General features: G+C 61.7%; 24 protein-coding genes. 11 read left to right on the forward strand and 13 right to left on the reverse strand.

Translation table 11 applies throughout. The features are described 5' to 3' along the window. Window positions 1-4: 4 nt before the first annotated feature. The 5 genes from Q1K31_RS14335 (at window position 5) to Q1K31_RS14355 (ending at window position 5,588) form a co-directional block, all read left to right on the forward strand. On the forward strand, window positions 5-1,093 hold the full coding sequence (locus tag Q1K31_RS14335; protein WP_300380931.1) for a DUF3137 domain-containing protein: 1,089 nt from the start codon (window positions 5-7) through the stop codon (window positions 1,091-1,093). A 140-nt stretch (window positions 1,094-1,233) separates the two neighbouring features. Beyond that, window positions 1,234-2,766: an exopolysaccharide biosynthesis polyprenyl glycosylphosphotransferase gene (locus Q1K31_RS14340; RefSeq protein ID WP_300380934.1), complete on the forward strand. Its 1,533-nt coding sequence runs from the start codon at window positions 1,234-1,236 to the stop codon at window positions 2,764-2,766. Window positions 2,767-2,770: 4 nt separating this feature from the next. Next, on the forward strand, window positions 2,771-3,769 hold the full coding sequence (locus tag Q1K31_RS14345; protein ID WP_300380936.1) for a glycosyltransferase family 2 protein: 999 nt from the start codon (window positions 2,771-2,773) through the stop codon (window positions 3,767-3,769). 8 nt (window positions 3,770-3,777) lie between these two features. Further along, complete coding sequence (locus tag Q1K31_RS14350; RefSeq protein WP_300380939.1) at window positions 3,778-4,551, forward strand: polysaccharide deacetylase family protein; 774 nt, start codon at window positions 3,778-3,780, stop codon at window positions 4,549-4,551. Further along, the gene (locus tag Q1K31_RS14355; RefSeq protein WP_300380942.1) at window positions 4,548-5,588 is read left to right on the forward strand and encodes a glycosyltransferase family 2 protein; all 1,041 of its coding nucleotides are present in this window, start codon (window positions 4,548-4,550) and stop codon (window positions 5,586-5,588) included. Before Q1K31_RS14350 ends, Q1K31_RS14355 begins: the two co-directional genes overlap by 4 nt. On the opposite strand, the gene Q1K31_RS14360 is transcribed toward Q1K31_RS14355, so the two are convergent. From Q1K31_RS14360 to Q1K31_RS14380, 5 genes are all read right to left on the reverse strand, one after another. Continuing rightward, window positions 5,526-6,866, reverse strand: coding sequence for an O-antigen ligase (locus Q1K31_RS14360; protein ID WP_300380944.1), 1,341 nt, complete (start codon window positions 6,864-6,866; stop codon window positions 5,526-5,528). The two genes, Q1K31_RS14355 and Q1K31_RS14360, sit on opposite strands and share 63 nt — an antisense overlap. Continuing rightward, entirely contained in the window at window positions 6,835-7,536 is a 702-nt protein-coding gene (locus tag Q1K31_RS14365; protein WP_300380947.1) for a hypothetical protein, read from the reverse strand. Before Q1K31_RS14365 ends, Q1K31_RS14360 begins: the two co-directional genes overlap by 32 nt. A gap of 53 nt (window positions 7,537-7,589) precedes the next feature. Then, entirely contained in the window at window positions 7,590-7,901 is a 312-nt protein-coding gene (locus Q1K31_RS14370) for a hypothetical protein (RefSeq protein ID WP_300380950.1), read from the reverse strand. A 141-nt stretch (window positions 7,902-8,042) separates the two neighbouring features. After that, on the reverse strand, window positions 8,043-8,984 hold the full coding sequence (locus Q1K31_RS14375) for a 2-oxoglutarate and iron-dependent oxygenase domain-containing protein (protein ID WP_300380952.1): 942 nt from the start codon (window positions 8,982-8,984) through the stop codon (window positions 8,043-8,045). Between the two features lie 79 nt (window positions 8,985-9,063). After that, on the reverse strand, window positions 9,064-9,279 hold the full coding sequence (locus Q1K31_RS14380) for a hypothetical protein (protein ID WP_300380955.1): 216 nt from the start codon (window positions 9,277-9,279) through the stop codon (window positions 9,064-9,066). 304 nt (window positions 9,280-9,583) lie between these two features. On the opposite strand from Q1K31_RS14380, the gene Q1K31_RS14385 reads away from it, so the two are divergent. After that, window positions 9,584-9,859, forward strand: a complete 276-nt coding sequence (locus Q1K31_RS14385) for a hypothetical protein (protein WP_300380958.1) — start codon at window positions 9,584-9,586, stop codon at window positions 9,857-9,859. Window positions 9,860-9,920: 61 nt separating this feature from the next. Here Q1K31_RS14385 and Q1K31_RS14390 read toward each other — a convergent pair whose 3' ends face one another. Beyond that, on the reverse strand, window positions 9,921-10,625 hold the full coding sequence (locus Q1K31_RS14390; RefSeq protein ID WP_300380961.1) for a polysaccharide biosynthesis/export family protein: 705 nt from the start codon (window positions 10,623-10,625) through the stop codon (window positions 9,921-9,923). A 125-nt stretch (window positions 10,626-10,750) separates the two neighbouring features. Here Q1K31_RS14390 and Q1K31_RS14395 point away from each other — a divergent pair, with 125 nt between their 5' ends. The 4 genes from Q1K31_RS14395 (at window position 10,751) to Q1K31_RS14410 (ending at window position 15,109) form a co-directional block, all read left to right on the forward strand. Beyond that, window positions 10,751-12,265, forward strand: coding sequence for a Wzz/FepE/Etk N-terminal domain-containing protein (locus tag Q1K31_RS14395; RefSeq protein ID WP_300380964.1), 1,515 nt, complete (start codon window positions 10,751-10,753; stop codon window positions 12,263-12,265). 136 nt (window positions 12,266-12,401) lie between these two features. Then, the gene (locus tag Q1K31_RS14400) at window positions 12,402-13,052 is read left to right on the forward strand and encodes a hypothetical protein (RefSeq protein ID WP_300380966.1); all 651 of its coding nucleotides are present in this window, start codon (window positions 12,402-12,404) and stop codon (window positions 13,050-13,052) included. A gap of 136 nt (window positions 13,053-13,188) precedes the next feature. Next, window positions 13,189-14,205 (forward strand): amidohydrolase, encoded by a 1,017-nt coding sequence (locus Q1K31_RS14405; RefSeq protein WP_300380969.1) that lies wholly within the window; start codon window positions 13,189-13,191, stop codon window positions 14,203-14,205. Between the two features lie 10 nt (window positions 14,206-14,215). Beyond that, window positions 14,216-15,109: a crotonase/enoyl-CoA hydratase family protein gene (locus tag Q1K31_RS14410; RefSeq protein ID WP_300380972.1), complete on the forward strand. Its 894-nt coding sequence runs from the start codon at window positions 14,216-14,218 to the stop codon at window positions 15,107-15,109. Here the strand turns inward: Q1K31_RS14410 and Q1K31_RS14415 are convergent. The 3 genes from Q1K31_RS14415 to Q1K31_RS14425 are packed head-to-tail and all read right to left on the reverse strand — an operon-like array spanning window position 15,106 to window position 17,531. Beyond that, window positions 15,106-15,732: a GNAT family N-acetyltransferase gene (locus Q1K31_RS14415; RefSeq protein WP_300380975.1), complete on the reverse strand. Its 627-nt coding sequence runs from the start codon at window positions 15,730-15,732 to the stop codon at window positions 15,106-15,108. The genes Q1K31_RS14410 and Q1K31_RS14415 overlap by 4 nt on opposite strands. Window positions 15,733-15,735: 3 nt before the next feature. Further along, complete coding sequence (locus Q1K31_RS14420; protein ID WP_300380978.1) at window positions 15,736-16,599, reverse strand: ribokinase; 864 nt, start codon at window positions 16,597-16,599, stop codon at window positions 15,736-15,738. Next, complete coding sequence (locus Q1K31_RS14425) at window positions 16,596-17,531, reverse strand: nucleoside hydrolase (protein ID WP_300380981.1); 936 nt, start codon at window positions 17,529-17,531, stop codon at window positions 16,596-16,598. The genes Q1K31_RS14420 and Q1K31_RS14425 overlap by 4 nt, the downstream gene beginning before the upstream one ends. A gap of 105 nt (window positions 17,532-17,636) precedes the next feature. On the opposite strand from Q1K31_RS14425, the gene Q1K31_RS14430 reads away from it, so the two are divergent. After that, on the forward strand, window positions 17,637-18,344 hold the full coding sequence (locus Q1K31_RS14430) for a dienelactone hydrolase family protein (protein ID WP_300380982.1): 708 nt from the start codon (window positions 17,637-17,639) through the stop codon (window positions 18,342-18,344). Here the strand turns inward: Q1K31_RS14430 and Q1K31_RS14435 are convergent. The 4 genes from Q1K31_RS14435 to Q1K31_RS14450 form a co-directional block, all read right to left on the reverse strand. Next, complete coding sequence (locus Q1K31_RS14435) at window positions 18,341-19,714, reverse strand: Na+/H+ antiporter NhaC family protein (protein ID WP_300380985.1); 1,374 nt, start codon at window positions 19,712-19,714, stop codon at window positions 18,341-18,343. The genes Q1K31_RS14430 and Q1K31_RS14435 overlap by 4 nt on opposite strands. 22 nt (window positions 19,715-19,736) lie before the next feature. Further along, window positions 19,737-21,080 (reverse strand): dipeptidase, encoded by a 1,344-nt coding sequence (locus tag Q1K31_RS14440; protein ID WP_300380988.1) that lies wholly within the window; start codon window positions 21,078-21,080, stop codon window positions 19,737-19,739. A 71-nt stretch (window positions 21,081-21,151) separates the two neighbouring features. After that, the gene (locus tag Q1K31_RS14445; protein ID WP_300380991.1) at window positions 21,152-22,459 is read right to left on the reverse strand and encodes a replication-associated recombination protein A; all 1,308 of its coding nucleotides are present in this window, start codon (window positions 22,457-22,459) and stop codon (window positions 21,152-21,154) included. Window positions 22,460-22,468: 9 nt separating this feature from the next. Further along, the gene (locus Q1K31_RS14450) at window positions 22,469-23,053 is read right to left on the reverse strand and encodes a hypothetical protein (protein ID WP_300380993.1); all 585 of its coding nucleotides are present in this window, start codon (window positions 23,051-23,053) and stop codon (window positions 22,469-22,471) included. Window positions 23,054-23,100: the final 47 nt, after the last annotated feature.

Raw genomic sequence — 23,100 nt, forward strand, 5'->3', positions numbered from 1 at the left:
GGACATGCAGGCCGCGCTCGATATCTATTTCGACGAAATACGCGACAAGCGCCCGGAATTCGATGCCGCGATCACGACATGGCGCGAACGGCTCGCACCTGAACTTGAGCGTATGGAAGCCGAACGCAAGGCGATCATTTCGCGCGCCATCAAACGCACTGCAACGCTTGCCGCCATCGCATTCGGTGCCCTCATCCTGATCGCGATTGCGACACGCGGCGCATTCCTCTTCCCGTTCAGCATCATGCTGGCCGTGGCGGCTGTGACAATCGGCTCAGCCGCCGTCTGGGTGCCGGTCTTTGCCATGAAGTCCCAGACCAAGTCCCTTGTCGTGGGCGCGGCCTGCGAAGCGTTCGGTTTCCGCTATGAAACCCTTCACCCGGACATGTCCGGGGTTTCCAGCTGGCGCACACTCGGTAACTGGATCCGGTCACGCCCTTCGATGAGAGACGCTTTCACAGGCTTTGCCGACACCGCCGAGCCCCCAACTCCGGCCTTCGACCGGTTAAAAGGCGCGAGCCTCTTGCCTTCCTATGACAGCCGCAAGTTCGAGGACATGATCGAGGGCCGCCGCGCCGATGCCGATTTTACACTCGTCGAATGCAAGCTGACCGAACAGCAGGGCTCCGGCAAGAACCGGCGCACGGTCACGAAATTCCAGGGCATCCTGTTCAATATCGACTATCCGGACCGTTTCCTCGGGCGCACCCTGCTCGCGCGGGATGGCTGGTGGAGCTGGGGGCGGACAGGTGACATGGACAAGGTCGCGCTGGTCTCCAAGGAGCTCGAAGACGCCTTCACCGTCTATTCAACCGACCAGGTCGAGGCGCGCACCCTGCTTACCCCGGACCGGATGGAGCGGCTCATCGCGCTGGAGCGCCATTTCAGCGGCGGCAAGCTTCGCGGTGTCTTCGAGGATGGTCACGTCACCCTCGCCCTGGAGGCCGATGACCAGTTCGAGGCTGGCTCGGTCTTCAAGCCACTTGTTGATCCTGACCGTTTCATAAGGACGCTGACAGAGATCGGGCTCGTCTGTGACCTGATCGACGGTTTCCTCACGCGCGACTGGTACAAGGACAAGCTCGGCTACTAGGTGGAGCTCCCTGGGGAACTTTCTGCCCTGGCACCCCCCTGCAGACAATCAGTTTAATGAAATTCAACCGGGCGTGGTAACGTGAAATTGACGCTGATATACAATACTTGTGGCGGGACGTAATTGCACAGGACCATTGGATGGCTGAGGGGTATACAAGTTTTGGGCTGCCGGCAGATAGCGCGGCATCCACGCCCGAGGTAAGCGCCGGGTCGACACTGACGACCCGTCGGGCCAGCCTGAACGAAGCTGCCAAACGCATCCAGCCCCGCCATTTTGCCACGAACCGCCCGTTCATACGCGAGTGCCTGAAACTCACGGACATAGCCTGTTCTGCCTTAACAGCCTGGATGGCGCTCACTATCGCCGGGTATCAGCTTCTCAGCGCTCCGGTCGCCGCCGTTCTTCCGTTTGCCGCCATCCCTGTAGTCATGAGCTGGGGCCTGCGCAGTGCTGATGCCTATCGCCTGTCCTATTCCCGCCCTGTGATTCACCAGATGATGCGCACATGTCTGGGCGCCGGACTTGCCCTGTCCGCACTGGTTTTCGTCACATCGCTTCTCTACCCGGAAAGCCATACACGCTGGGTCCTCGGAGCAGCCTACCTGTCGCTCATTGTCACCTTCATTCTCCATGCTCACGTCATTGTCCTGTTCAAGGTTCTGACCCGGCAGGGTACGCTTTCTGAAAATGTCGTGCTGGTCGGCGCAACACCGAACGCCCAGCGTCTGCTTGAACGCAACAACTCCACGCGCGAGCTGAACATTGTCGGTGTTTTCGATGACCGCCTCTCGCGGGCACCCGAGTCCATGCAGGGTGTGCCCGTTCTCGGCCGCCTCGATGAGCTCATGCATTGGGACCGCCTGCCAGATATCGACCGCATCATCGTTACCGTCACATCGGATGCCCGCGCCCGTGTAAGGGAGCTGATCGACCGTCTCCGCGTGCTGCCCCAGCGGGTCGTCCTGCTGCTTGACCTCGAAGGCTTCGATCCCGAAACCCAGTCGCTGGCCGAGATCGCGCAATCCCCCGCCGCCTATGTCTCAGGCGCACCTGAAGATGAGCGCCGTGCGATGCTCAAGCGTATCTCGGACATCGCCTTCGCGTCCATCATGCTTGTCGCCTTCGCGCCGACCCTCCTGCTCACGGCGCTTGCCATCAAGCTCGAAAGCCGCGGGCCGGTCTTCTTCCGCCAGAAGCGGCATGGCTTCAACAACCAGATCATCCGTGTCTGGAAGTTCCGCTCCATGCAGCACAATCCGGAAGCCGAGGAACGGATGAACCGCCAGACGACCGCGAATGACCCGCGTGTGACCCGTATCGGCCGTCTCATCCGTGCCACATCGCTGGATGAGCTGCCCCAGCTGTTCAATGTGCTGACCGGCGAGATGTCGATTGTCGGCCCTCGCCCGCACGCGATAGGTATGACGGCAGAGGACGCCGAGGTGCAGGGCCTTGTCAGCGACTATGCCCACCGTCACCGGGTCAAGCCGGGCATCACCGGCTGGGCGCAGATCAATGGATCACGCGGGCCGGTCCACACCCGCGCCGGCGTGCGCGAACGTGTGCGTCTCGACATGGAATACGTGAACCGTGCCTCGTTCTGGTTCGATGTCTATATCATGCTGCTGACCGCGCCCTGCCTGCTGGGCGACTGGAAGCGCCAGCGCTAGAGCGATGAGCGAACAGCCCGGCCCCGGACAGGACAAGGCATCTGATACTGCGCTGCTTGAAGCCGGTCACACCGCGCATGGTGAGACCGTGCTTTCCAACAGCGTGTCCAGCGAAGTGAAGCTGAGCATCTGCGTGCCCTGCTATCACGATAGCGCCGATCCGCTCATGGCCGCGCTCCGGTGCCAGGAAGACGCCGGCCGCACTGCGCTGCTGCTCTTTGATGACGGCTCCGGCGACGCCGCCCTGACCCGTCAGCTCGCCAGCCATGTCGCCGCCTGGCCTGGCCCGGCCCGACTCGTCACCGCCAGTGATAACAAAGGCCGCGCCCATGCCCGCAACCGCCTTGTCGACCTGGCAGAAGCTGTGTGGATCCTGCTGATTGATGCAGACATGCGCCCCGATGATGATGGCTTCCTCGCCCGCTATGCTGAAGCCGCCGCAGCCGCACATGGCCCGGCCCTGATCGCTGGCGGCTTCACGCTGCAACACGCCACCCCCACCCGTGAGACTGCCCTGCACGCCGCCCAGTCGCGCCGTTCCGAATGCCTGCCCGCCAGCACCCGCGCCACAGCGCCTGGCCGATATGTCTTCACGTCGAACATCCTCGTTCACCGCGCCATCATGGAGACGGTCGGCTTCGATGACGGCTTTCAGGGCTGGGGGTGGGAAGATGTCGACTGGGGCCTGCGCGTGGCCGCGCGCTACGAGGTGCGCCATATCGACAATACCGCCACCCATCTCGGCCTCGACACGACCGAGGCCCTGCTCGCCAAGTTCGGCGGCTCGGGTGCCAATTTCGCCCGGCTGGCAGAGCGTCACCCGGCAGCGGTCCGGGACATGCGCCTCTGGACGATGACCCAGCGCCTGAAGCGCCTGCCCCTGCGTGGTGCCTGGATCTGGCTCACTCGCCAGTCGGCCCGTCAGACCTGGCTGCCGATGCGCCTGCGGCTGCTCGCATTAAAATGTTTTCGTGCCTTTTCATATGGCGGGAAGCTTGCATAAGAACAGCCATGATCACCGCGTATGAGCCCGACCGTTCCATTCCGGCAAAGATCCGCCGGCGCCTGACCCGCTGGTCGGTCGCTCATCCGCTCGATCACGCGCCACGCAAGAGCTATATCTGCTTCACGTTCGATGACTTCCCGAAGTCCGCCGCCGACACCGGGGCTGAAATCCTCGATGAGGTTGGCGCGAAAGGCTGTTTCTATGCCTGCACCGGGATGTCCGGCGAACGCCATGCAATCGGCGAACTTTTCGAGCCTGAAGATCTTGCGGCCCTGACACGTGCCAGCCATGAAATCGGCGCCCACACGGAAACCCATCTCGATTGCGCGCGTGCCGGCAATGACGACGTTCTCGCAGATATCGACACCAATCTTCGCCGCCTGATCGACATGGGGCACGACACGCCCGTCACCCAGTTCGCCTGGCCCTATGGCGAGACAAACCGCAGCCTGAAGTCGAGACTGGCCGGGCGCTTCGATGTTGCCCGCGGCGTCCTTGCCGGAACCAATGGCAAGGGCAGCGACATGATGCAGCTCTCGGCCTATGAGCTTGACGAGACGGAGACCAGCACCGCCCGCGCGGCCGCGGCGATTGAACACGCTGCGTCGAATCCCGGCTGGCTCTTTATCTTCACCCATGATGTCCGGGAAAAGCACAGTTCCTGGGGCACGACCCCGGCCGCACTGCGCAAACTGGTGCGGCTTGCCCGCGACACAGGCGCCGAGTTGGTCACGCCTTCTATGGCCCTGACCAGAATCCGCGATACAATCCATGCATGAACAGCCCTGAGCAAAGTGCAACGGACCATACGACCGCTGACGTCACCGTCGTCATCCCGACATTCAACCGCCCGGAAAGCCTGCACAGGGCTGTAGAAAGCCTGTTCTGGCAGGGTGCACGGCATACCGGTTTCCGGGTTCTCATCGCAGACAATTCACAGGACGCCTCGGCGCGTTTTGCCTATGAGGCGCTGCTCGCCGCCGCACCGGACACGATCGCCCTCACCTACCTGCACGTGCCGGAGCCGGGTGTCGCTAATGCCCGCAATGCCGCGATGGAAGCGGTCGAGACCCCACTTGTTGCCTTTCTCGACGATGATCAGAGCGCGCCGATCGAGTGGCTCGGCAACCTGCTGGCCGCCTATGAGCGTTTCGGTGCAGCCGTTACTTTCGGGCCAGTGCTGACCGCCCTGCCGGAAGAGATCACCCGCCACCGCGCCTATTTCGAACAGTTCTTCGCGCGAAATCCTGATCGCGAGAGCGGGATTATCCGAAAGCCCTATGGCTGCGGGAATGCCCTGCTCGACACCCGTCAGGTGGCAGGGCCCAGGCCCTGGTTCGACACACGTATGAACGAAGTCGGTGGCGAGGATGACCTGCTCTTCGCAAGGATCCGCAAGGCGGGTGGCAAATTTGCCTGGGCGGCCCGCGCGCCGGTAAACGAACACCCGCTGCCCCAGCGCATCCGGCTCAGATACACGCTGCGGCGTGCGCTCGCCTATGGTCAGGGGCCCTGCACGCTGGCCCGCCGGGCAAACCCGCCACAATATGGCAGGCTCGTCATGTGGATGGGGATCGGGGCAGGCAAGTTCGCCCTGCACGGTGCCGCCTGGATTGTCCAGTTCTTGATCCGCCACCCGCGCCGCGCTTTCCAGCTGGATGAGGCCGTTCGCGGGCTCGGCAAGGTTCTGTTCTGGAAAGAGATGCGCTTCTACGGCAATGCCACAGTGAGTCAGGCACCGGCAGTGCCGACATCAGGCCGTGCGGATGAGACCGGGCCGACCGGGCCGGGCAGCACTTCCGCGTCCGGGCGCTGAAGGCTTGATGGGCGGCGCTTTCCGCACAGATTGCATCTTGTTGCGAACGCTATTGGCCACCTTTCCGGCCACCGCGACGTACGTCACCCAGACAATCGTGTTCTGCTGCAAGGCGATACTCTCCGACAGGCTGAACAGCAGGAACTGTCCGCAAAGCCCCAGCGCGAAAACGCCATACCAGTCATGCACCGCCAGCCAGGCCGAACGGACCAGCAGAAGCAGGAAACTGAGCATAAATCCGCCAAGCCCGATCAGGCCGATGCTGAGGGCGGTTTCCAGCCATCCGTTATGCGCGGTCGGCACAAGCCACTCCGTGGCCAGGCGCACCATATAGGCAGGCTCCGAGTGCAGCCCCCAGAAGGCGCCATATCCATAACCGAGCCAGGGCCGGGCCGCGATGGCATCCAGCAATGCTGTCCAGATATCGGTTCGCCCCGTCAGGGTCGCGTCGCGGCCGAGCAGCTGGAACACCAGTTGCGGCTCGATCAGGATGACCAGCCCGATCGCGCCGAGCGATATCACCCCCAGCCATATGGTCGAAAGCGTTGTCGCTATCCCCCGCCTCATCCAGGCCGCCACTACCAGTACGGCAAAGCCGGCCATCATGCCGAGAAGTGCCGTCTTGGAGGTCGACAGCAGGACAAGCGCCACGCTCATGACCAGTCCACCGCCCCAGACCAGCCTCCATGGCCGGTCAACAATCATGAGAAGGGCCAGAAGGAAGGCCGCACGCGCCATATGCCCGCCCAGGGCATTCTTTTCCCACCACATGCCACGCCAGGCACCGGGGTGAACCTCGCTCATCACACCAAAGCCTGGCGTCAGCAGCCCCGATGCAAACGAAATGACAGCCATGAATAACCAGACCGCCCCAAGCAGGCGCAGCAGCGTGCGCCAGTCATAGCGCACGGCAAGAAAAAGCCCGCCCAGTGTTGTTGCAAAGATTGCGATCGCCCGGCGCTCGGTCACTTCCGGATTGATGGACCAGGTCCAGGACAGGCAGGCCAGGGTGAGGATGAACACAAGGAACGGTAATCGCACCACCGTTTTCAAGAAACGCGGCAGGGTTGCGGCACAGCCAATGCCGATCAGGGCATAGACCGGCAGCCACAAGAGACGCAGGAAAGTGCTTTCAGGATCGCTCTCCGATGCAAACAGCCGTGGCAGCAGGCCTTCCGTGAAAACAACCAGGCACACAAAGACCAGGGCATACTCGGCATAGCGGGCCAGTATGAGAAGCGGCGGCCTATCCGGCGAGGCGGTCTGCGAAACGGGCATCACTGCCTATACGGTTTAGCACAGCCCCGGCCACACGTCCGCCATGCGCCTCGATTTCACCACGCAGGTTTGCCACATCGTCCGCCCCGGTCGCATCCGCCTGCACGACGATGAACACCCCGTCCATCTGTGCGGCCATGGCCAGGCCGGCAGGCGATTCAGACAGGGCCGGTGCATCAACGACTATCCAGTCTGCCGCCTTGCGCACAGCCCCCCACCAGCCCGGCTGTGTGCGCAGCCGGACACGCTGGCCCTCGCCCAGCATTTCATTGCGAAACCGCGTCACCAGCAGGCGCGTACGTTCAATTTCATGAACCGCGAGCAGCTTTGTGGACGCATTGGCAGACCCCTGCCTTACACTTGCAGATGAGACAGCATAGATCGGGTCGGTTCGCAGGGAGGCGTCATAGGCCCGTCCCGGCTGGCCCACCCCCCTGGCAAAACCTTCACGGAAGGCGCCGTATGCCGCATTGCGACGCAGGTCGAGATCGACCAGCCACGCGGCCTTGTCGGACTTGGCGGCCGCCATCAGCGCGAACGAGGCTGCGACACTACTCGTGCCTTCCTCCGGTACGGCTGAAATAAACATGACACAGCGTCCGCCACTCGCAGCCGTCAGCCGCGACGCCGAGCGCCATACGCTTGCCATTTCCTCACGAAGATCCTGCATCCGGCCCACTTCCTCTGAAGGTTTGGGCTATCACGCGCTGGTTAATGCTTTTCTTAAGGAGCGGACTTGGATGCGTCCTGCTTCACGTTCGACACCATAGACTCGGATGCGCTCAGATCCTCAACAAGGTAATCGGGCACCATCACCAGCGGAAAAGTCCCTGTTTTGACCCAAAAACGCCCTGAACGATGGCCGCCGCGAGACACGTCAAGGAAAAGACTGCCAGTAAAAACAGGTTGATCAATTCGAACAGGTCTATGAATTGAGCCATCATAAAATATAGCAATGGCGGTGCGAGCCAAAGCACCAGAGGCACCCGAAGCACCCAAATCATGGTTGTGGTGATCAGGATCGCCACGGTCCATAGACTAAGCGTCTTGGCCTCCGCACTGGAGGGGTACCACATGAAATTATAATCCAGTGTGAACCAGATGACTGTGAGGATAACAGGCAAAGCGATCAGAGCGGCCAACCGTCGAAGGGTGACTGCGCCACACATCCTGCGACTAAGCCTTCACCAGCCCGATCTCGCGCAGGCGTTCCATGAGATAGTCCTGTGCAGTAATCGGGGCTTGCGGCTCACCGCCCTCTTCGAGGCACTGCGGCAGCTGCTCGATCAGAACATCCTGGTTGAAGTGCAGGAAGAATGGCGTTGAATATCTTGGAAATTTCGCCCGCTCCGGCTCAGGGTTCACGACGCGGTGCGTCGTCGATGGCAGTACGCCGCCGGTCAGCCGCTGGAGCATGTCGCCGCAATTGATGACCAGCGATCCGGGCGGCGGGTTCACGGAAAGCCACTGGCCGGACCGGTGCCAGACTTCCAGCCCCGCCTCCTCGGCCCCCAGCAACAGCGTGATGACATTGATATCCTCATGCGCGGCAGCACGCACCGTCCCCTTGGGCGGCGGGTTCTCCTGCGGCGGATAGTGAAGCAGACGCAGGATGGAGTTGCCCATCTCCACCTTGTCATCGAACCAGTTTTCGGGAAGCGCCAGGTGGATGGCAACGGCGCGCAGCAGGTCGCGGCCAAACGTGTCGAGCGCATCATAGAAGGCGCGCATCGCCGCATCGAAGTCCTCGACCTCGCCGACATGCGGGGTGTCCTTCATCGTCTCGCGGTACTTCGAGCCTTCAGGCAGCTCGCGGCCTGTATGCCAGAACTCCTTCAGATCGGCCTGCTTGCGGCCCTTGGCGTTCTCGGTGGCGAATGGTGTGTAGCCGCGCTGGCGTCCGCCCGCGGCGTCGTGATAGCGCTCCTTCACTTCTTCCGGCAGGGCGAAGAAGGCTTTCGCGGCCGCGTTCGCGCGCTCGATTATGGCGTCATCGACCGGGTGGCCGGTAATGACGGCAAAGCCCGTCTCGCGGAAGGACCGGCCGAGCTGGCCGGCAAAGGCGGCTTTGTCCTCGCGCCAGAGCGGCCAGGCGATGGGTTCGAAGAGGTCTGTCATGGCCGTGAATATAGCCCAGACATTCCCTCACGCCCAAGCCCGATCCGCATGGCGCACTGCGCTCTTTTCAGCTGCCGCGCTAGCGGAAGTCCTCCGCACCCGCCAGACGCCGGTGGATCGGCCACTCGGCAAAGGCGAAATAGAGCACGGCCACAATGTTCACGAGCGGTATCAGCATCAGGAGCGACAACGCGCCATTAAAGCCCGCCTTGCTCCAGATCTTCCAGTTCGCCACCAGAAACAGCACAATCATCGCCAGCGAGAAGACGAGCGAGAATATTCCGAGACCTTCCATGATTTCCCTCCTTGGTCCTTGGATACGCCGGCAAGGCCAGCCACAGCAGTGACCATTTTTCCCAACGCCCCAACAACGCCCGTTCGGGTCTGAAATGGATTTCGGGCATTTTTCGGGGATATGGTTAACCACGCGGCTGCCACGGTTAACACACAGGCCGTTTTGGCGTTTTCGCGTTAACCATACAGCAAAGCTCTCACGGCAACTTCATCTGCGTCACCGAGGCGTGACGTGATGGTTTTTCGACCCGGAAAGACGGCCCCAGAAAAAGCCGCGACCGGGTGGGTGGAAAAGGAGAATGAAGATGCCGTACTCAGAGATGGCCGTAGATATTGCCCCCGAAACGGGGATCGGTTCAGCCGCCAGTGGCGATGAACTTTACCGTGTAGGCCTTGCCTATTCGACAGGTGTTGGCGTCGATGCCGACATGGTCGCTGCACACAAATGGTTCAATCTGGCCGCGCTCAAGGGCTCGGAAGAAGCCAAGGAATACCGCAGCCAGATTGCCGACATGCTCTCAAGCGAAGAAATCAACCGTGCCCTGCGCTCGGCCCGCGACTGGCTCAACCTGATGAACTAGAGGCCCGCAAGGCCCGGTTACAGATCCGGCAGCCACATGCGAAAGGGCGGCAGAAGCCCCCTTACCGGAACTCGCCCGAGACATCGTAGAACAGCGAGAACTCGATCGGCAAGGCGTTGCGGAACCACTGTTGCATGAACAGGTTCTCTTCCGCGATTGCCGACTTCGGCACATAGACCACATCAAAACGGCGCAGTGGTGTGAAGTCCGCAAAGCGCGGATCGTTCAGCCCGCTACGCACATCGAAGACCGCGGTCATGACCTGCCCGCCAGGCATACGCCGCATAAGCGCGACCTGGCTTGGCTTCGCCTCATCGGTAAAGCCACCCGCCATGATGATCGCCTGCAGCGGATCAATCTGTCCCGGCAGTTCGACCATGCCGGGCGTCCCCACTTCTCCGCCGACAAAGATACGCTGACTTTCGAATCCTGTCGGAATGACGTCGATATCCGGTGACTTCAGCTCACTGGCATAAGCGTCGAGAAGCTGGCTGCGCAGCTCTGTTGCGGTGCGCGCAGATGCCCGCAGAGATCCGACATAAGGCAAAGTGACCGACCCGTCCGGCGCGACCCTTATTTCCCGGTCAAGCTCCGGTGCCGTGTGAAAGATCACTTCCAACGTATCGCCAGGCGCCAGCAGATAGGCCGGATCGGCCCCGTCTTCATAGCGCCACTCCGCGACAGGGAAATATTCCGAGGACACCGGCTCCACGCTCTGGCAGGCGGCGATAGCAGTAAGCGGCAAGACCAGGAGTAAGCGTTTCATGTCCAGACCGGGCGAAATCTTCAGGTTGGGAAGTCGAACGCAAGGCTCGTTGTTAATGTTTAAGGAATTATCAAGCGGCTTGAGGCACTTAATCTGCTAACCATAAGCGTGGAGCATAAAAGCGTATGGCATCGACGGGAGACTGGGGAGCGGCAGGCAGTGACCATGCTGGGACTGGCGTCGTGCGTCACCGTCCACGGCTGGGAGCCGTCGAGATCGGGCTACAGCTCTGGCGCGCCAAATGGGTCATGCTGCTCGTTTTCATTCCAATCTTTGTGCTCGGTATTCTCGCTGCCTTGCAGATGCCCACCACTTACGAAGCAAATTCCCGCCTGTATGTCCGGCTCGGGGACGAGAACGTGTATCGCCCACGGGTCGGCACGGAAGGCGCCGGCGCCATGCCGGAAACCGAACAGCTGATCCAGGCCGAAATCGAAGTCCTGCGCAGCCCGATCGTCGCCGAACGTGCGCTTGAAGGCTTCTCTGTGGCCCGCGTCTTTCCTGAACTGCATGAGGCCACGCAGGAAAAGCTCGCCGAAGCCCCTGCAAGCCAGCACGCGGCAATCGAGGAAAAGGGGTATGAGCAGGCCGTTGCCGCGCTAAGGGAAGCCTTCGAGACCGGGTCTGCACCCAAGACACCCGTCATCGGCACCGCGCTTACCCACAAGGACGCCACCCTGTCTGCGGAACTGCTCAACGCTATCGTTGCGGCCTATCTGGAATACAGGACGGAGGTTTTTTCCTCCAGCAGCTCGGCCTCCCTCGCCGGTCAGCGGGAAAAGTTCGAGGCCCAGTTGCTTGATGTCGAGGATGATATCCGCGCCTTCCTCAAACGCCACGACATCGGGGACTTCGAGAGCGAACGACAGACCGCCCAGCAACTCTATGCCACGATCAATAGCGAGCTTTTGACCAACCAGTCCCGTGCCAGTGCCGTGGAAGGTCAGCTTGATATCTATAACCGCCAGCTCGCCAGCATGGACCCGCAACAGGACCTCTATGTCGAGGACAGCTCCGCCGAACGCCTGACAGAGCTACAGGTCGAGCGCGAGGAACTGCTTTCGCGCTATACAGAAGACTCGCGCGCCGTGCAGGCTGTTGACCAGCGCATTGCGCAACTGCGTGAATATCTCCAGTCCCGCCAGGGTCTGTCAGGAACGACCCGGCGCGGGCCAAACCCCGTCTATCAGGAGATCGAACAGTCCGCCAATAACCTCGAGGCCGAGGCCCAGTCCCTTGCGCTCCAGGAAGACGAGCTGGAACGCCAGCTGGAGCGCGTGGAGGCCCGCCTTGAGCGCCTCAATGACCTGGCTCCCCAATGGCAGGAACTGCAAAGGCGCAAGTCGCTCATGGAGGCCAATGTCGAGAACTTCTCTGTCCGCGAGCTCGAGGAACGGGCCCTGTCTGAAATCTCCGACACGTCCGCCGAAAGTGTCCGTGTGCTGGAACCGGCCCGCACCCCGATCGAAGGGTCCAGCCTGAAACTGCCCATAGCCGCGCTGGCCTTCCTGTTCGCAGGCTTCACCGCCTTCATGGCCGGTCTGCTGCGCGCGCTCACCCGACAGGGTTTCCCCACAGCCCGCTCGGTCGAACGCACCGTCGGCGTGCCTGTCGTCGGCTCCCTCAAAAAGGCCGCCTGATCTTCTCCTTTCCGCCGGCCTGCTGTTGGCGTCAGACCGCACAAGACTCCCGATAGACTCCCGCCGTACCGCCACGAGACCATTCTCACACCATAAATTTGTCCGCTCCCGCCGCGGCTGAGCCATAGTGGCGCGTATGGCCCTTCAGCCCGCCGCACGTCTCTGCCTGAAACAGGCCCTGCCGCATCTGGCGGTGGTGGTGGCGATGATCCGTGCGCTGATTTCGTCTGAGGAGACACTGTCACCCGGCTTGCGCCGTCGTATTGTCGCGCTGTTGCGTCCCGCCGAGGCGCTCGCCCGACGCCTGCTCATATTGCTGGCAAAACAGCCTGCCATTCGGGCTGCCCGGCAGGGCCGCCCCCTTCCGGACTGGTCTTGCCTGCCGAAGCCTGGCCGCAAGGCCGCGCCGAGCTTCAGGCTGAGTGAACCGCTCGTCACCTTCGCCGTTCTGCTTCAACGCCAGAAAGCGAAAGGCCCAAACCTTCTCCACTGGCACCGCCCGGCCCCCAACACATTTGTGAAAACAGACCAGCAGGATCGCCTTCTGAAGCGTCTTGCCGCCCTGGAAGCCGTCAGCTCAAACCCGCAACGCGCCGCCCGGCGCATGGCCCGCTGGCTCGTCCGTCATGCCCGCCAGCCGGGCCGGACAAGTCCGTTGCGTATCGGCTATCCGCCCGGCCTGTCTGACCGCCCGCCGGATGCACGGCTCGACTGCCTGCTGCGTGACGCGCAAATGTTCGCCCGATCTGCGCTCGACCCGCCACCGGGCGAGACTGCCTGCCCCTGAAGTCTCTGCCCGCCTGTTCCAGCGCGGCTGCTTGCCCCTGCCCTGACCCCGCGTCGGCCTTGTCATCCTATGCTGTTTGCGCCCGTATGGGCGAAAAGGCGCGTCAGACGCCAGGCAGGAAAGGGAGACACGGCAAATGTTCGACAATGATGACTGGGTAAACCAGGTCCGCGAAGAGGCGATTGACCCGGACCGGGAGATCGTGGACCCCCACCACCATCTCTGGCCAAAGCCCAATGATCGCGACATCATCTATGATCTGGAAGACCTCTGGCGCGACACCGATGACGGCCACAATGTCAGCCAGACCGTCTTCGTCGAATGCGGGGCTGCCTATCGTGAGGACGGGCCTGACCATCTGAAACCTGTCGGTGAAACCGAGTTCGTCGCCGCAGCCGCCGCGCGCTCTGCCGCCGATCCGGACAGGGCAACCATCGCTGCAATCGTCGCCCATGCCGATCTCCGCCTCGACAATCTCGACGAAGTGATCGACGCGCACATTGATGCATCACAGGGGCTTTTTCGCGGCATCCGCCACGCCGGCCCGCACGATGCGGCAAGCGAGCATTTCCGGATCCGTCCCCGCTCCCCCGCCGGGCTTTACCGCGACGAGGCGTTCCGGCGCGGCGTCGCCCGGCTCGGCGAGCGCGGCTTTACCTACGATACCTGGAATTACCACCACCAGCTCGGCGACTTCACAGACCTCGCCACGGCTGCGCCCGGCACCACCATCATCCTCGACCATTTCGGCACCCCCCTTGGCGTCGGCCCGTATGAAGGCAAGCGAGAGGAGATTTTTGCCAAGTGGAAAGATGACATCGCCGCCGCCGCACAAGCCCCAAACGTCTATGCCAAGCTCGGCGGCCTTGCCATGCCGGACAATGGCTTTGGCTGGCATGAGCGCGATACCCCGCCCACCTCGGATGAGTTCGTCGAGGCACAAGCAGCCTATTACCACCACACCATCAAATGCTTCGGGCCCGAGCGCTGCATGTTCGAGAGCAACTTCCCCGTCGACCGGCTGTCCATCGGCTACAGCGTCATGTGGAACGGGCTTAAGAAGATCGCGGCCGAGTATTCCGACGCCGAACAGGATGCCATGTTCTCCGGCACTGCCCGGAAGGTCTACAGCATTGATGCGCCCGGCTCGTGAGGGAAACGCCATGTTCGACGAGATTATCTACGAAACTGCCAATGGCCGTGCACGTATCACGCTGAACCGGCCCGAGAAGCTCAATGCGCTTACCCTCAGGATGCAGGCAGAGATGGCCGAGGCTTTCTGGCAGGCCGACAATGACCGCGATGTCCACTGCGTCATCATCCGCGGCGCAGGCCGGGCCTTCTCCGCCGGGTATGATCTTGCAGGCAACAGCGATGTTCCGGTCTCGCGCGTTGAGACAGACAATCCGCGTGGGAGCCGGTCCGTCGATGACGACATCTGGCAGCTTGAACGTGCCCAGCGCTACCGCATGGCCATCTTCGACATGCACAAACCGGTCATCGCAGAGGTCCACGGCCCCTGCATCGCCGGGGGCACCGACATCGCCCTGCTGTGTGATATGGTCATCATCGCTGACGACGCGACCGTATCCTTCCCTGCGGGCCGCAATCTCGGCGCGCTGCCCAACCAGATGTGGCTCTACAATGTCGGCCCTCAATGGACCAAGCGCCTGATGCTCACGGGTGACTCCATCACGGGCACGGAAGCCGCCCAGCTGGGCTTCGCCATGAAGGCTGTCCCGGCTGGCATACTCGAAGCGGAAGTCGAAGGGCTCGCCGCGCGCATGGCACATATCGATCCTGATATCCTCGCCGCCAACAAACGCGCGGTGAACCTCGGCATGGAGCTGATGGGCGCGCGCACCATGCAGCGCCTTGCTGTCGAGAACGATGTGCGCGGCCACCAGGCCGCCTCAGCCCACGCTTTTGTCAAACGTGCCAGCGAAGCGGGCCTCAAGACTGCGCTAAGCGAACGCGATGCCCCGTTTGGCGATGGCCGTGTCCGGGTCAACGGACCTGAAATCAGGGACGGAGATGGAAGACTGACCGAGGACTAGGAAGACCGTTCCCGCACGTTCGCCAGCCACGCCTCACGGGTAATTTCCCATATCTGCGAAGGCCGAAACGTGCCGTCGGGGCGCACGCTTTGGGTATCGCCCTTGTGCTCGAACCCCATACGGGCAAAGAGCTTCTGCATCCTGAAATTGTCGAGCGCAGTCGTGTTACAGATGATATCGAGATCGAGGGTCTCGAACATCCATGTGAAAGTCGCCGCCATACCGGCCCCGCCCTGTCCCCTGTTCTGGAGATCGGGACGGATCGCCCCACCGACTTCCCCGGCGGCCCATTCCGGCCAGATGAGCACTTCGGTATATCCGGAGACCGCACCATCCTCATCGAAGTTAAGCGAAAGCAGCCCTTCACCCCGCTCCCGCGCAGAAAGCCCATCAGCGATGAAGGCCGCGACCGACTCCATCGTGAGAGGCTTGGGCAGCGAGTAGATCCAGTTGTGCACTTCGGGGCTCTCAAGGAATTTCAGAAATATACTTTCATCCCCGGCCACTGCCAGCCGGCTATGTTGCGTCATTGAAGGAAGCCGGTCCGCGGAATTTACCGCCGCACGAATAGCGGCCTCCCGTTCCGGCCCAGTCCGGTTCTTCGTGAAGGGAATGTCGCCCATGTCTTACGCCTTGTCTTTCAGGAAAGCCTCGACCTCTTCACGCCATGGCAGGCTTGGCTGCGCGCCCTCCCTGGTCACGGCAAGTGCACCCGCAGCTGACGCGAAGCGAAGTGCAGCGCCGTCTTCCATGCCCTCGGCCAGCGCCACGGCAAGCGCACCGCAGAACGTGTCGCCAGCACCGACCGTGTCGATGACAGGGACAGCATAGACCGGCATCCGCGCAACCTCCTGGCCTTCACGATAGAGAATAGCGCCCTCCCCGCCAAGCGTGACGGCAACAAGTCCGCTTCCACGGTATAACGCATCGCCATAGAACTCTGCTTCCGCTTCATTGGCGATAAGAAGGTCTGCCCGCTCAAGCAGCTCGGCGGGAACGGGCATGGCTGGGGCAAGGTTGATGGCAAAGAGCCCGGTGTCGATGGTGGCGGCCGCCTCAATCGCGCCAAGCGGGACTTCCAGTTGGCAGAGTACGGCATCTGCTGGCCCGGCCCCGGCGACATCACGCGGTTCGAGATGGGCATTGGCACCGCTGGCCACGACAATCATGTTCTCACCAGCGGCATCGACAGCGATCAGTGCAACACCTGTCGGTGCATTTTCATCCTCAATGATGCGGGAGAGATCAACCCCGTCGGCCCGCAGGAGCGCCAGGGCTTTTTCGGCATTTGCGTCCGTGCCGACGCGCGCGACCATGGAAACTTCCGCGCCCAGCCTGCGCGCGGCAAGGGTCTGGTTGGCACCCTTGCCACCGGGATATTCCGCATAGCTCGCCCCTGTGACTGTCTCTCCGGGCGCTGGCAGGCTTTCACAAGCAGCCACGAGGTCGAGATTGGCCGAGCCGACTATGACAATTTTTGCGGCACTCATTCGCCGTACCTCGCGATCTGACCCAGCATCTCAGAAAACACACCATCCGCGTCGGCCTGTGTATACCAGAGCACATGGCCATCTTCCCGGTAATCCGGAATGGTCCTGCCGAACTCTTCGCCTTCTTCGGTGATGACTTTCACTTCTGCCTTGCGGCCCTCGAAAAGGTCCGGGCGCAGGAGGGCGATGATCGTGGACGGATCATGCAGGGGAGCGTGGCGCCCCTTCTCGTTCTCCTCAAGCCTGTTGGAAGCGGCCAGCAGGTCCGCGGCCGCCACTGCCTGTGTCGACCCGAGCGCACGAATCCGGCCGACCTGTTCATCGCTGGTCAGTAACTGGTGGGTTACATCAAGGCTCAAGACCCGCATTGGCACGCCGCACCGGAACACGGCCGCCGCCGCATGAGGATCGGCGAATACATTGAATTCGGCGTAGGGGGTAATGTTACCGCCCTCTACATCGGCGCCCCCCATGACAACAATTTCGTCCAGCCCCGATACGATGTCAGGTGCCATGGCAAGGGCGAGGGCAAGGTTGGTCATCGGCCCCGTCACGACAAGCGTCATAGGCTGGCCCCTCGCGGCTCTCAAGGTGCGGACCAGATAGTTCACGCCATGCGCCCGCGATGCCCGGACCCTGGGCTTTGGAAAGACAACATTCCCTAGCCCGGTTGTGCCGTGGAAGTCCTCTGCGGTGACAGGATCGCGCAAAAGCGGCCCCGGCGCGCCGGCACACACGGGCACTTCCCGGCCCCGTCCGGCCAGTTCGCGGATGATGCGCGCATTGCGAAGCGTCAGTTCGGCGCGGACATTTCCGGCAGCGGTCGTGATGCCCGCCACATCCATCATGTCGGAGGCGGCAAAGGCGGTGAGCAGCGCGACCGCGTCATCGAGACCGGGATCGCAATCTATTATGATCTGTCGTTTCCTCATTATCCGAGAACAAAAAACCAGTCTTGCCGTTCCGGCAAGGGCTGGCCGGCATGGCTTGTGGCCCTTAAGTATATGGCCAGCACACAAAAGGGAGTTTTTCCGATAATGGGTATCTCAACGAAATCGCTCGAATATGAAGCTGGCGGCCAGAACTATGAAGGCTTTCTCGCCATGCCGGACGGCAAACCGAAAGCCGTTGTCGTCATTGTTCACGCCTGGGGCGGGCAAAGCGAATTCGATCATGAGAAAGCCAAGCTGATGGCTGAATGGGGCTATGCGGGCTTTGCCGTCGACGTCTTCGGCGTTGGCAAGCGCGGCGAGACCAAGGAAGAGTGTCAGGCCCTGATCGAACCGCTGGTTTCCAATCGCGAGGAACTCCAGAACCGTCTCCAGCTCAGTCTTGAAGCCGCTCAGAAGGAATCCGGCTGCGACAAGGCTGCCGCGATCGGCTTCTGCTTTGGCGGGCTTTGCGTGCTGGACATGGCGCGCGCTGGAATGGAGGTCCAGGGGGTTGCCTCTTTCCACGGCCTGCTCGGCGCGCCGGGCAATACCGATGGCAAGAAAACCGATACGAAAGTGCTTGTCCTGCATGGCTGGGACGACCCGATGGCCACGCCGGAAGAGGTTCTCACCTTCAGCAAGGAAATGACAAAGGCCGGAGCCGACTGGCAGCTCCACGCCTATGGTGGCACCGCCCACGCCTTCACCAATCCGGACGCCAATGATCCGGACTTTGGCACTGTCTATAACAAGGATGCCGAACGCCGCTCTCTGGCATCGCTGAAGGACTTCCTCAGCGAACTTTACGGCTAAGCGGTCACCAGACCGGCGACCAGATAGAGCATCACAGCCCCTGCGCCTGTAATCAGGGCGTAGGGCAGCTGTGTTCGCACATGCTCGATCAGCTCACATTCCGCCGCCAGACTCGCGATGATCGAGGTGTCGGAAATCGGGGAGCAATGGTCCCCGAAGACCCCGCCACCGAGCACTGCCGCCAGCGCCAGGGAGGGCGGCACGCCTGCGCCCAGTGCCAACGGAATGGCGACCGGTACGAGAATGCCATAAGTGCCCCAGCTGGTGCCTGTCGTGAAAGATGTGAGCCCGGCGACGATGAAGATAATCGCCGGCAGTGCCCAGGCGAGCGGAAAGCCGGCAGCAAGGCTGCCAAGAACCTCGCCCGTGCCAAGCGCCTTGAGGCTTGCCCCGAGTACAATGGCGAGGAAAATAACGGTAACAGCGGGCAGAAGTTCGCCCATGCCCTTGAAGCCAGTCTGGATCAGGGAGCCTTTCTCTTCACGCCCGGACCGCCAGAGCAGAATGCCCGCAACCGCAGTCGCGATACAGATCGCCCAGAGGATGGACTTTGAGCCGGAGCCCTGCAGCAGGTTGCCCCCACCGGTCCAGGCCATGAAGCCGAGCGCGCCGAGCACCAGAACGGCGACGGGCAGCCCCATGTCCATCGCCCGGCCGGGGGCCTCTGCCTCACCTGGTTCCGCACCGCCCGTTTCCTGCACTTCAGCTTCGCGGGTCTTGAGCGGGCCGATCGTGCGGTCCGTGAAGACGGTGAGGTAGACACCGATCAGGGTCAGGACCGCATAGAAATTGAAGGGGATTGTCCCGATCAGGATCTGCAGCGGGTTGTCGAAGCCGTATCCGGAGATCAGGGCGAGGACATAGGCCCCCCAGCCATTCAGGAGGATGATCACACTGACCGGCGCGGAGGTGGAGTCGATGAGATAGGCCAGCCGTTCGCGGCTCATCTTCAGCCGGTCAAAGAGCGGCCTGCCCATGATGCCGGTCGCAAGCAGGCTGATATTGGTCTCGACGAAGATGATCGTACCTGTCAGCGCCGTCACCGTACCCGCCCGGCGGCGCGTGCGGGCGGCCCCGGAGCGTATCAGCCAGTCCACCATGCCGGAGATGCCCCCGGAGCGGCGCATGTATTCTATCATGGCGCCAATGATGAGACAGAACAGGAGGATGCGCGTATTGCCCGCATCCCCGAACACAGAAACGGCGCGCTCAATCCCGCCCGTAAGGCCAAGTGCCGGATTGAAAGAACTTACCAGCGTTTCCGAAAGCCAGATGGCAATCCCGAGCGCGATGTAGACATTACGCGTCCACACCGCGATGGCGAGCGCCACGACAGGCGGCAGTATGGTGAGCCAGTCTCCCGCTGTCATGACGCGCCGCCTGCCACGAGCACTAGTTCAGCACGCCGGGAGAGGTCAGTTCCGAAGTGCGGGCTTCCTCGGCGGCGCGCAGGAGGCGCAGCATGTTGCCGCTCCAGACCTTCTCGATCTCTTCCTCGCTGTAGCCCGCCTCGAGCAGGGCCGCGGTAACCTTGGGCAGGAAGGTGATGTCGCTCATCCCCTCGACACCGCCGCCGCCATCCCAGTCGGCGCCCATGCCGACATGGTCCGGACCGACCAGCTCCAGCGCATAGAGCAGGTGTTCCATGAACTTGTCGAAGGTCGAACGCGGCTCGGGATACTGCGCATCGACTTCATCACGCGCCTCGCTGTAGGCCGCGCGGGTCTCTTCATCCATGTCGTAATAATCATCGCCATACTCCGCCTTCAGCTCATTCATGGCCTGCTGGCGCTCAGGGCTTGGTTCAAGCGCTTCAAGATAGGAGCCGTAGGCGTTGATCTGGATGACGCCGCCATCGTCTGCCACAGCCGTGAGAAGCTCGTCGGGAATGTTGCGATAATGGTCGTACACACCATCGACACCCGTATGTGAAAGGATAACGGGCGTCTCGGAGACCTCGATCATGTCATAGACTGTCTCGTCGGAAGCGTGTGAACCGTCGAGGATCATGCCGAGTTCATTGGCCTTCTGCACCAGTTCTTCGCCCAGCGGAGAGAGTCCGCCAAACTCTTCGCCGGAAACATCCGTCGCACTGTCGGCGAACTGGTTGTCGCGGAAGTGCACCGGGCCGACCATGCGCAGCCCGCCAATGTAAAAGGTTTCGAGCATGGAGATGTCCGTGCCGAGCGGATAGGCATTTTCCATGCTCTGATAGACGACGCGCTTGCCCTCATCAGCGATGCGCTGGGCATCATCCGCGGTAAATGCCAGCTCAACCTCGTCAGAATACTTCGCCGCCAGTTCGCGGATCGCCATCTGGCGCAGGACGGCACTATTGCGGGCCGCATCATAGGAGGCGTCATCAAGCGGCCCCTGCGCAGTGAAGATCACCCAGAACCCGCCATCAAGGCCACCGGCTTTCATGCGCGGCAGATCGACATGCGTTCCGTCTTCCTCGAAGCTCTGGCGCTGCGAAAAATCGTATTCCTGGGTATGGAAGTAAGCGGGTGTGTCGAGGTGGGTATCCATGACAAGCATATCGTTATGGATTTCGCCTGTCTCTGTCTCGACCGCGCGTCCGCTTTGTGCGGCAGGCACATCGGCTTCTTCAGATGACTGCTGCGCTGTGGCCTGCGGGATAATCTTGCTGCCATTCTCGCCGTGGTGTTCCTGGCATGCCGTGAGACCGAAGAGGCTCACGCCGGCCAGCAGGCTGGCCATGAGACGAATTTTCATGAGGCTAAGCTCCATATGATGTGTTTTGCCCGATACGAGCAGAGTCTGGGCGCAAGGGCAATCGCACCGGCTCAGGACTGGCGCGACTTGCGCAGCTCCGCCCAGCGTTTCAGCCGCTCGGCAATCGGGCCTTCCCTGCCCTCGCCCTTTGGCTGGTAGAAGTTTTCGCGTTCCATGCCATCAGGGAAGTAATCCTGTCCGGAGAAGCCTTCTTCGGCATCATGGTCATAATTGTAACCGTCACCATACCCCTCATCCTTCATAAGCGCCGTCGGGGCATTGAGGATGTGTTTGGGCGGCATCAGCGAGCCGGTGGCCCTGGCCGAACGCTGGGCCGCCTTCCAGGCGGTGTAGACGGCATTGGATTTCGGCGCGGTGGCGAGATGGACGACGGCGTGAGCGAGTGCAAGTTCGCCTTCCGGGCTGCCGAGACGTTCATAAGTGCGCGCTGCTTCAGCCGCGATCATCAGGCCGGTTGGATCGGCCAGCCCGATATCCTCGCTCGCCATCCTGACAATCCGCCGGGCGAGATAGAGCGGGTCCTCGCCGCCGGTGATCATGCGCGCCAGCCAGTAGAGCGCCGCATCCGGGTCCGAGCCGCGCACGGACTTATGCAAGGCAGAGATGAGGTTATAGTGCTCCTCCCGGTCCTTGTCATAAGCCGGTGCGCGCTTCTGGAGCGCTTCGGACAGCGCCCCGGCGGTGAGTGCCTTGCCTTCATCGGCGAGCGTAAACGCCTGCTCGGCCAGGTTCAGCATGTAGCGCCCATCACCATCGGCCATATCGATCAGCGCTTCACGGGCGCGCGGCTCCAGCGGCAGTTTGCGGCCTTCGAGTTTTTCCGCGCGGGTGAGCAACTCACCGAGCGCATCCGGCCCGAGCCGTTTCAGCGTCAGCACCGCACAGCGCGAGAGAAGCGCACCATTGATCTCGAAACTCGGGTTTTCGGTCGTCGCGCCGACGAGGGTGACAATCCCCGCCTCGACGAAGGGCAGGAAGCCGTCCTGCTGGGCACGGTTGAAGCGGTGAATTTCGTCGACGAAGAGCAGCGTGCCTTTGCCCGTCGAACGCCTGTTCTCGGCCCGGTCAAAGGCCGCGCGCAAATCCTTCACGCCGGAAAAGACTGCGCTGATCGCCTCGAAAGCAAGATCGGTCTCTTCGGCCAGCAGGCGCGCAATGGTCGTCTTGCCCGTGCCGGGCGGTCCCCAGAAGATGATTGAGGACAGCCGGCCCGTCTTCAGCATCCGCCCGAGCGCGCCGTCGGGGCCCAGCAGATGATCCTGCCCGACGACATCGGAGAGTTGCGCGGGACGTAGCCGGTCAGCCAGCGGACGCGGGGCGTCATCGGCCATGCCGGAAGCGGAGAAGAGATCGCTCATGAGCGTGGGTTAGAGCTTCATGAGCCGACTGAAAAGGTTCCGCTTTACGTCGTCGGGAATATGGGACTTGATGTGCGCTTCGAGGTGCGTGTGCCCCCAATGATATCCAGTCCAATGGATACGCTTTCCATCGACGCTCTCAATGTAGGAAAACCAGAGGGAATGGCCTTGCCGTTTAATATCATTCATCGCGATTGTGGTTCGGGTAGCCTTCCAGCCAAGGGCGCGGATCTCGGATGGCCCGCTAATCTCGTCTTCATCCCAGTAGACGGTGTATAAGTCCGTAGTGAGAGCCTTGAGGAAGAATAGGATCGGCAGACCAAACAGTAATGTGACCGGCAAAATGACCAAGGCACCCATAATATCGTCCTTGGGCAAAAAGGTCACAAAACCGAACACCGCGGCACCAAGCACCAAAGCGCCACATACGACACAGAAAATGCACCAAGCCTTACTGACGCGCGCGATTTTCCTACCATCGCTAAGGGTCTTCGGCCCAAACAGTCTGGTGACCGTCGCTGGATAAAACTTTTCCATCGCAACGATAGCAATGATGAGAGCGATGCCAGCAACGAAGCCTATCCAAGTCGTCATATTTCTTCCTCTTGAAGAGACAATACTGTTTTGTCCGCCGACCCATG

Source organism: Henriciella sp., from assembly GCF_029936995.1.
In the GTDB taxonomy this organism is placed as follows: Bacteria; Pseudomonadota; Alphaproteobacteria; order Caulobacterales; family Hyphomonadaceae; genus Henriciella.

Bases quoted from the DNA above. Each gene is read 5' to 3' on its own strand.
- Q1K31_RS14335 (WP_300380931.1), top strand. From the start codon at position 5: ATGCAGGCCGCGCTCGATATCTATTTCGACGAAATACGCGACAAGCGC.
- Q1K31_RS14340 (WP_300380934.1), top strand. From the start codon at position 1,234: ATGGCTGAGGGGTATACAAGTTTTGGGCTGCCGGCAGATAGCGCGGCA.
- Q1K31_RS14345 (WP_300380936.1), top strand. From the start codon at position 2,771: ATGAGCGAACAGCCCGGCCCCGGACAGGACAAGGCATCTGATACTGCG.
- Q1K31_RS14350 (WP_300380939.1), top strand. From the start codon at position 3,778: ATGATCACCGCGTATGAGCCCGACCGTTCCATTCCGGCAAAGATCCGC.
- Q1K31_RS14355 (WP_300380942.1), top strand. From the start codon at position 4,548: ATGAACAGCCCTGAGCAAAGTGCAACGGACCATACGACCGCTGACGTC.
- Q1K31_RS14360 (WP_300380944.1), bottom strand. From the start codon at position 6,866: ATGCCCGTTTCGCAGACCGCCTCGCCGGATAGGCCGCCGCTTCTCATA.
- Q1K31_RS14365 (WP_300380947.1), bottom strand. From the start codon at position 7,536: ATGCAGGATCTTCGTGAGGAAATGGCAAGCGTATGGCGCTCGGCGTCG.
- Q1K31_RS14370 (WP_300380950.1), bottom strand. From the start codon at position 7,901: ATGGACCGTGGCGATCCTGATCACCACAACCATGATTTGGGTGCTTCG.
- Q1K31_RS14375 (WP_300380952.1), bottom strand. From the start codon at position 8,984: ATGACAGACCTCTTCGAACCCATCGCCTGGCCGCTCTGGCGCGAGGAC.
- Q1K31_RS14380 (WP_300380955.1), bottom strand. From the start codon at position 9,279: ATGGAAGGTCTCGGAATATTCTCGCTCGTCTTCTCGCTGGCGATGATT.
- Q1K31_RS14385 (WP_300380958.1), top strand. From the start codon at position 9,584: ATGCCGTACTCAGAGATGGCCGTAGATATTGCCCCCGAAACGGGGATC.
- Q1K31_RS14390 (WP_300380961.1), bottom strand. From the start codon at position 10,625: ATGAAACGCTTACTCCTGGTCTTGCCGCTTACTGCTATCGCCGCCTGC.
- Q1K31_RS14395 (WP_300380964.1), top strand. From the start codon at position 10,751: ATGGCATCGACGGGAGACTGGGGAGCGGCAGGCAGTGACCATGCTGGG.
- Q1K31_RS14400 (WP_300380966.1), top strand. From the start codon at position 12,402: ATGGCCCTTCAGCCCGCCGCACGTCTCTGCCTGAAACAGGCCCTGCCG.
- Q1K31_RS14405 (WP_300380969.1), top strand. From the start codon at position 13,189: ATGTTCGACAATGATGACTGGGTAAACCAGGTCCGCGAAGAGGCGATT.
- Q1K31_RS14410 (WP_300380972.1), top strand. From the start codon at position 14,216: ATGTTCGACGAGATTATCTACGAAACTGCCAATGGCCGTGCACGTATC.
- Q1K31_RS14415 (WP_300380975.1), bottom strand. From the start codon at position 15,732: ATGGGCGACATTCCCTTCACGAAGAACCGGACTGGGCCGGAACGGGAG.
- Q1K31_RS14420 (WP_300380978.1), bottom strand. From the start codon at position 16,599: ATGAGTGCCGCAAAAATTGTCATAGTCGGCTCGGCCAATCTCGACCTC.
- Q1K31_RS14425 (WP_300380981.1), bottom strand. From the start codon at position 17,531: ATGAGGAAACGACAGATCATAATAGATTGCGATCCCGGTCTCGATGAC.
- Q1K31_RS14430 (WP_300380982.1), top strand. From the start codon at position 17,637: ATGGGTATCTCAACGAAATCGCTCGAATATGAAGCTGGCGGCCAGAAC.
- Q1K31_RS14435 (WP_300380985.1), bottom strand. From the start codon at position 19,714: ATGACAGCGGGAGACTGGCTCACCATACTGCCGCCTGTCGTGGCGCTC.
- Q1K31_RS14440 (WP_300380988.1), bottom strand. From the start codon at position 21,080: ATGAAAATTCGTCTCATGGCCAGCCTGCTGGCCGGCGTGAGCCTCTTC.
- Q1K31_RS14445 (WP_300380991.1), bottom strand. From the start codon at position 22,459: ATGAGCGATCTCTTCTCCGCTTCCGGCATGGCCGATGACGCCCCGCGT.
- Q1K31_RS14450 (WP_300380993.1), bottom strand. From the start codon at position 23,053: ATGACGACTTGGATAGGCTTCGTTGCTGGCATCGCTCTCATCATTGCT.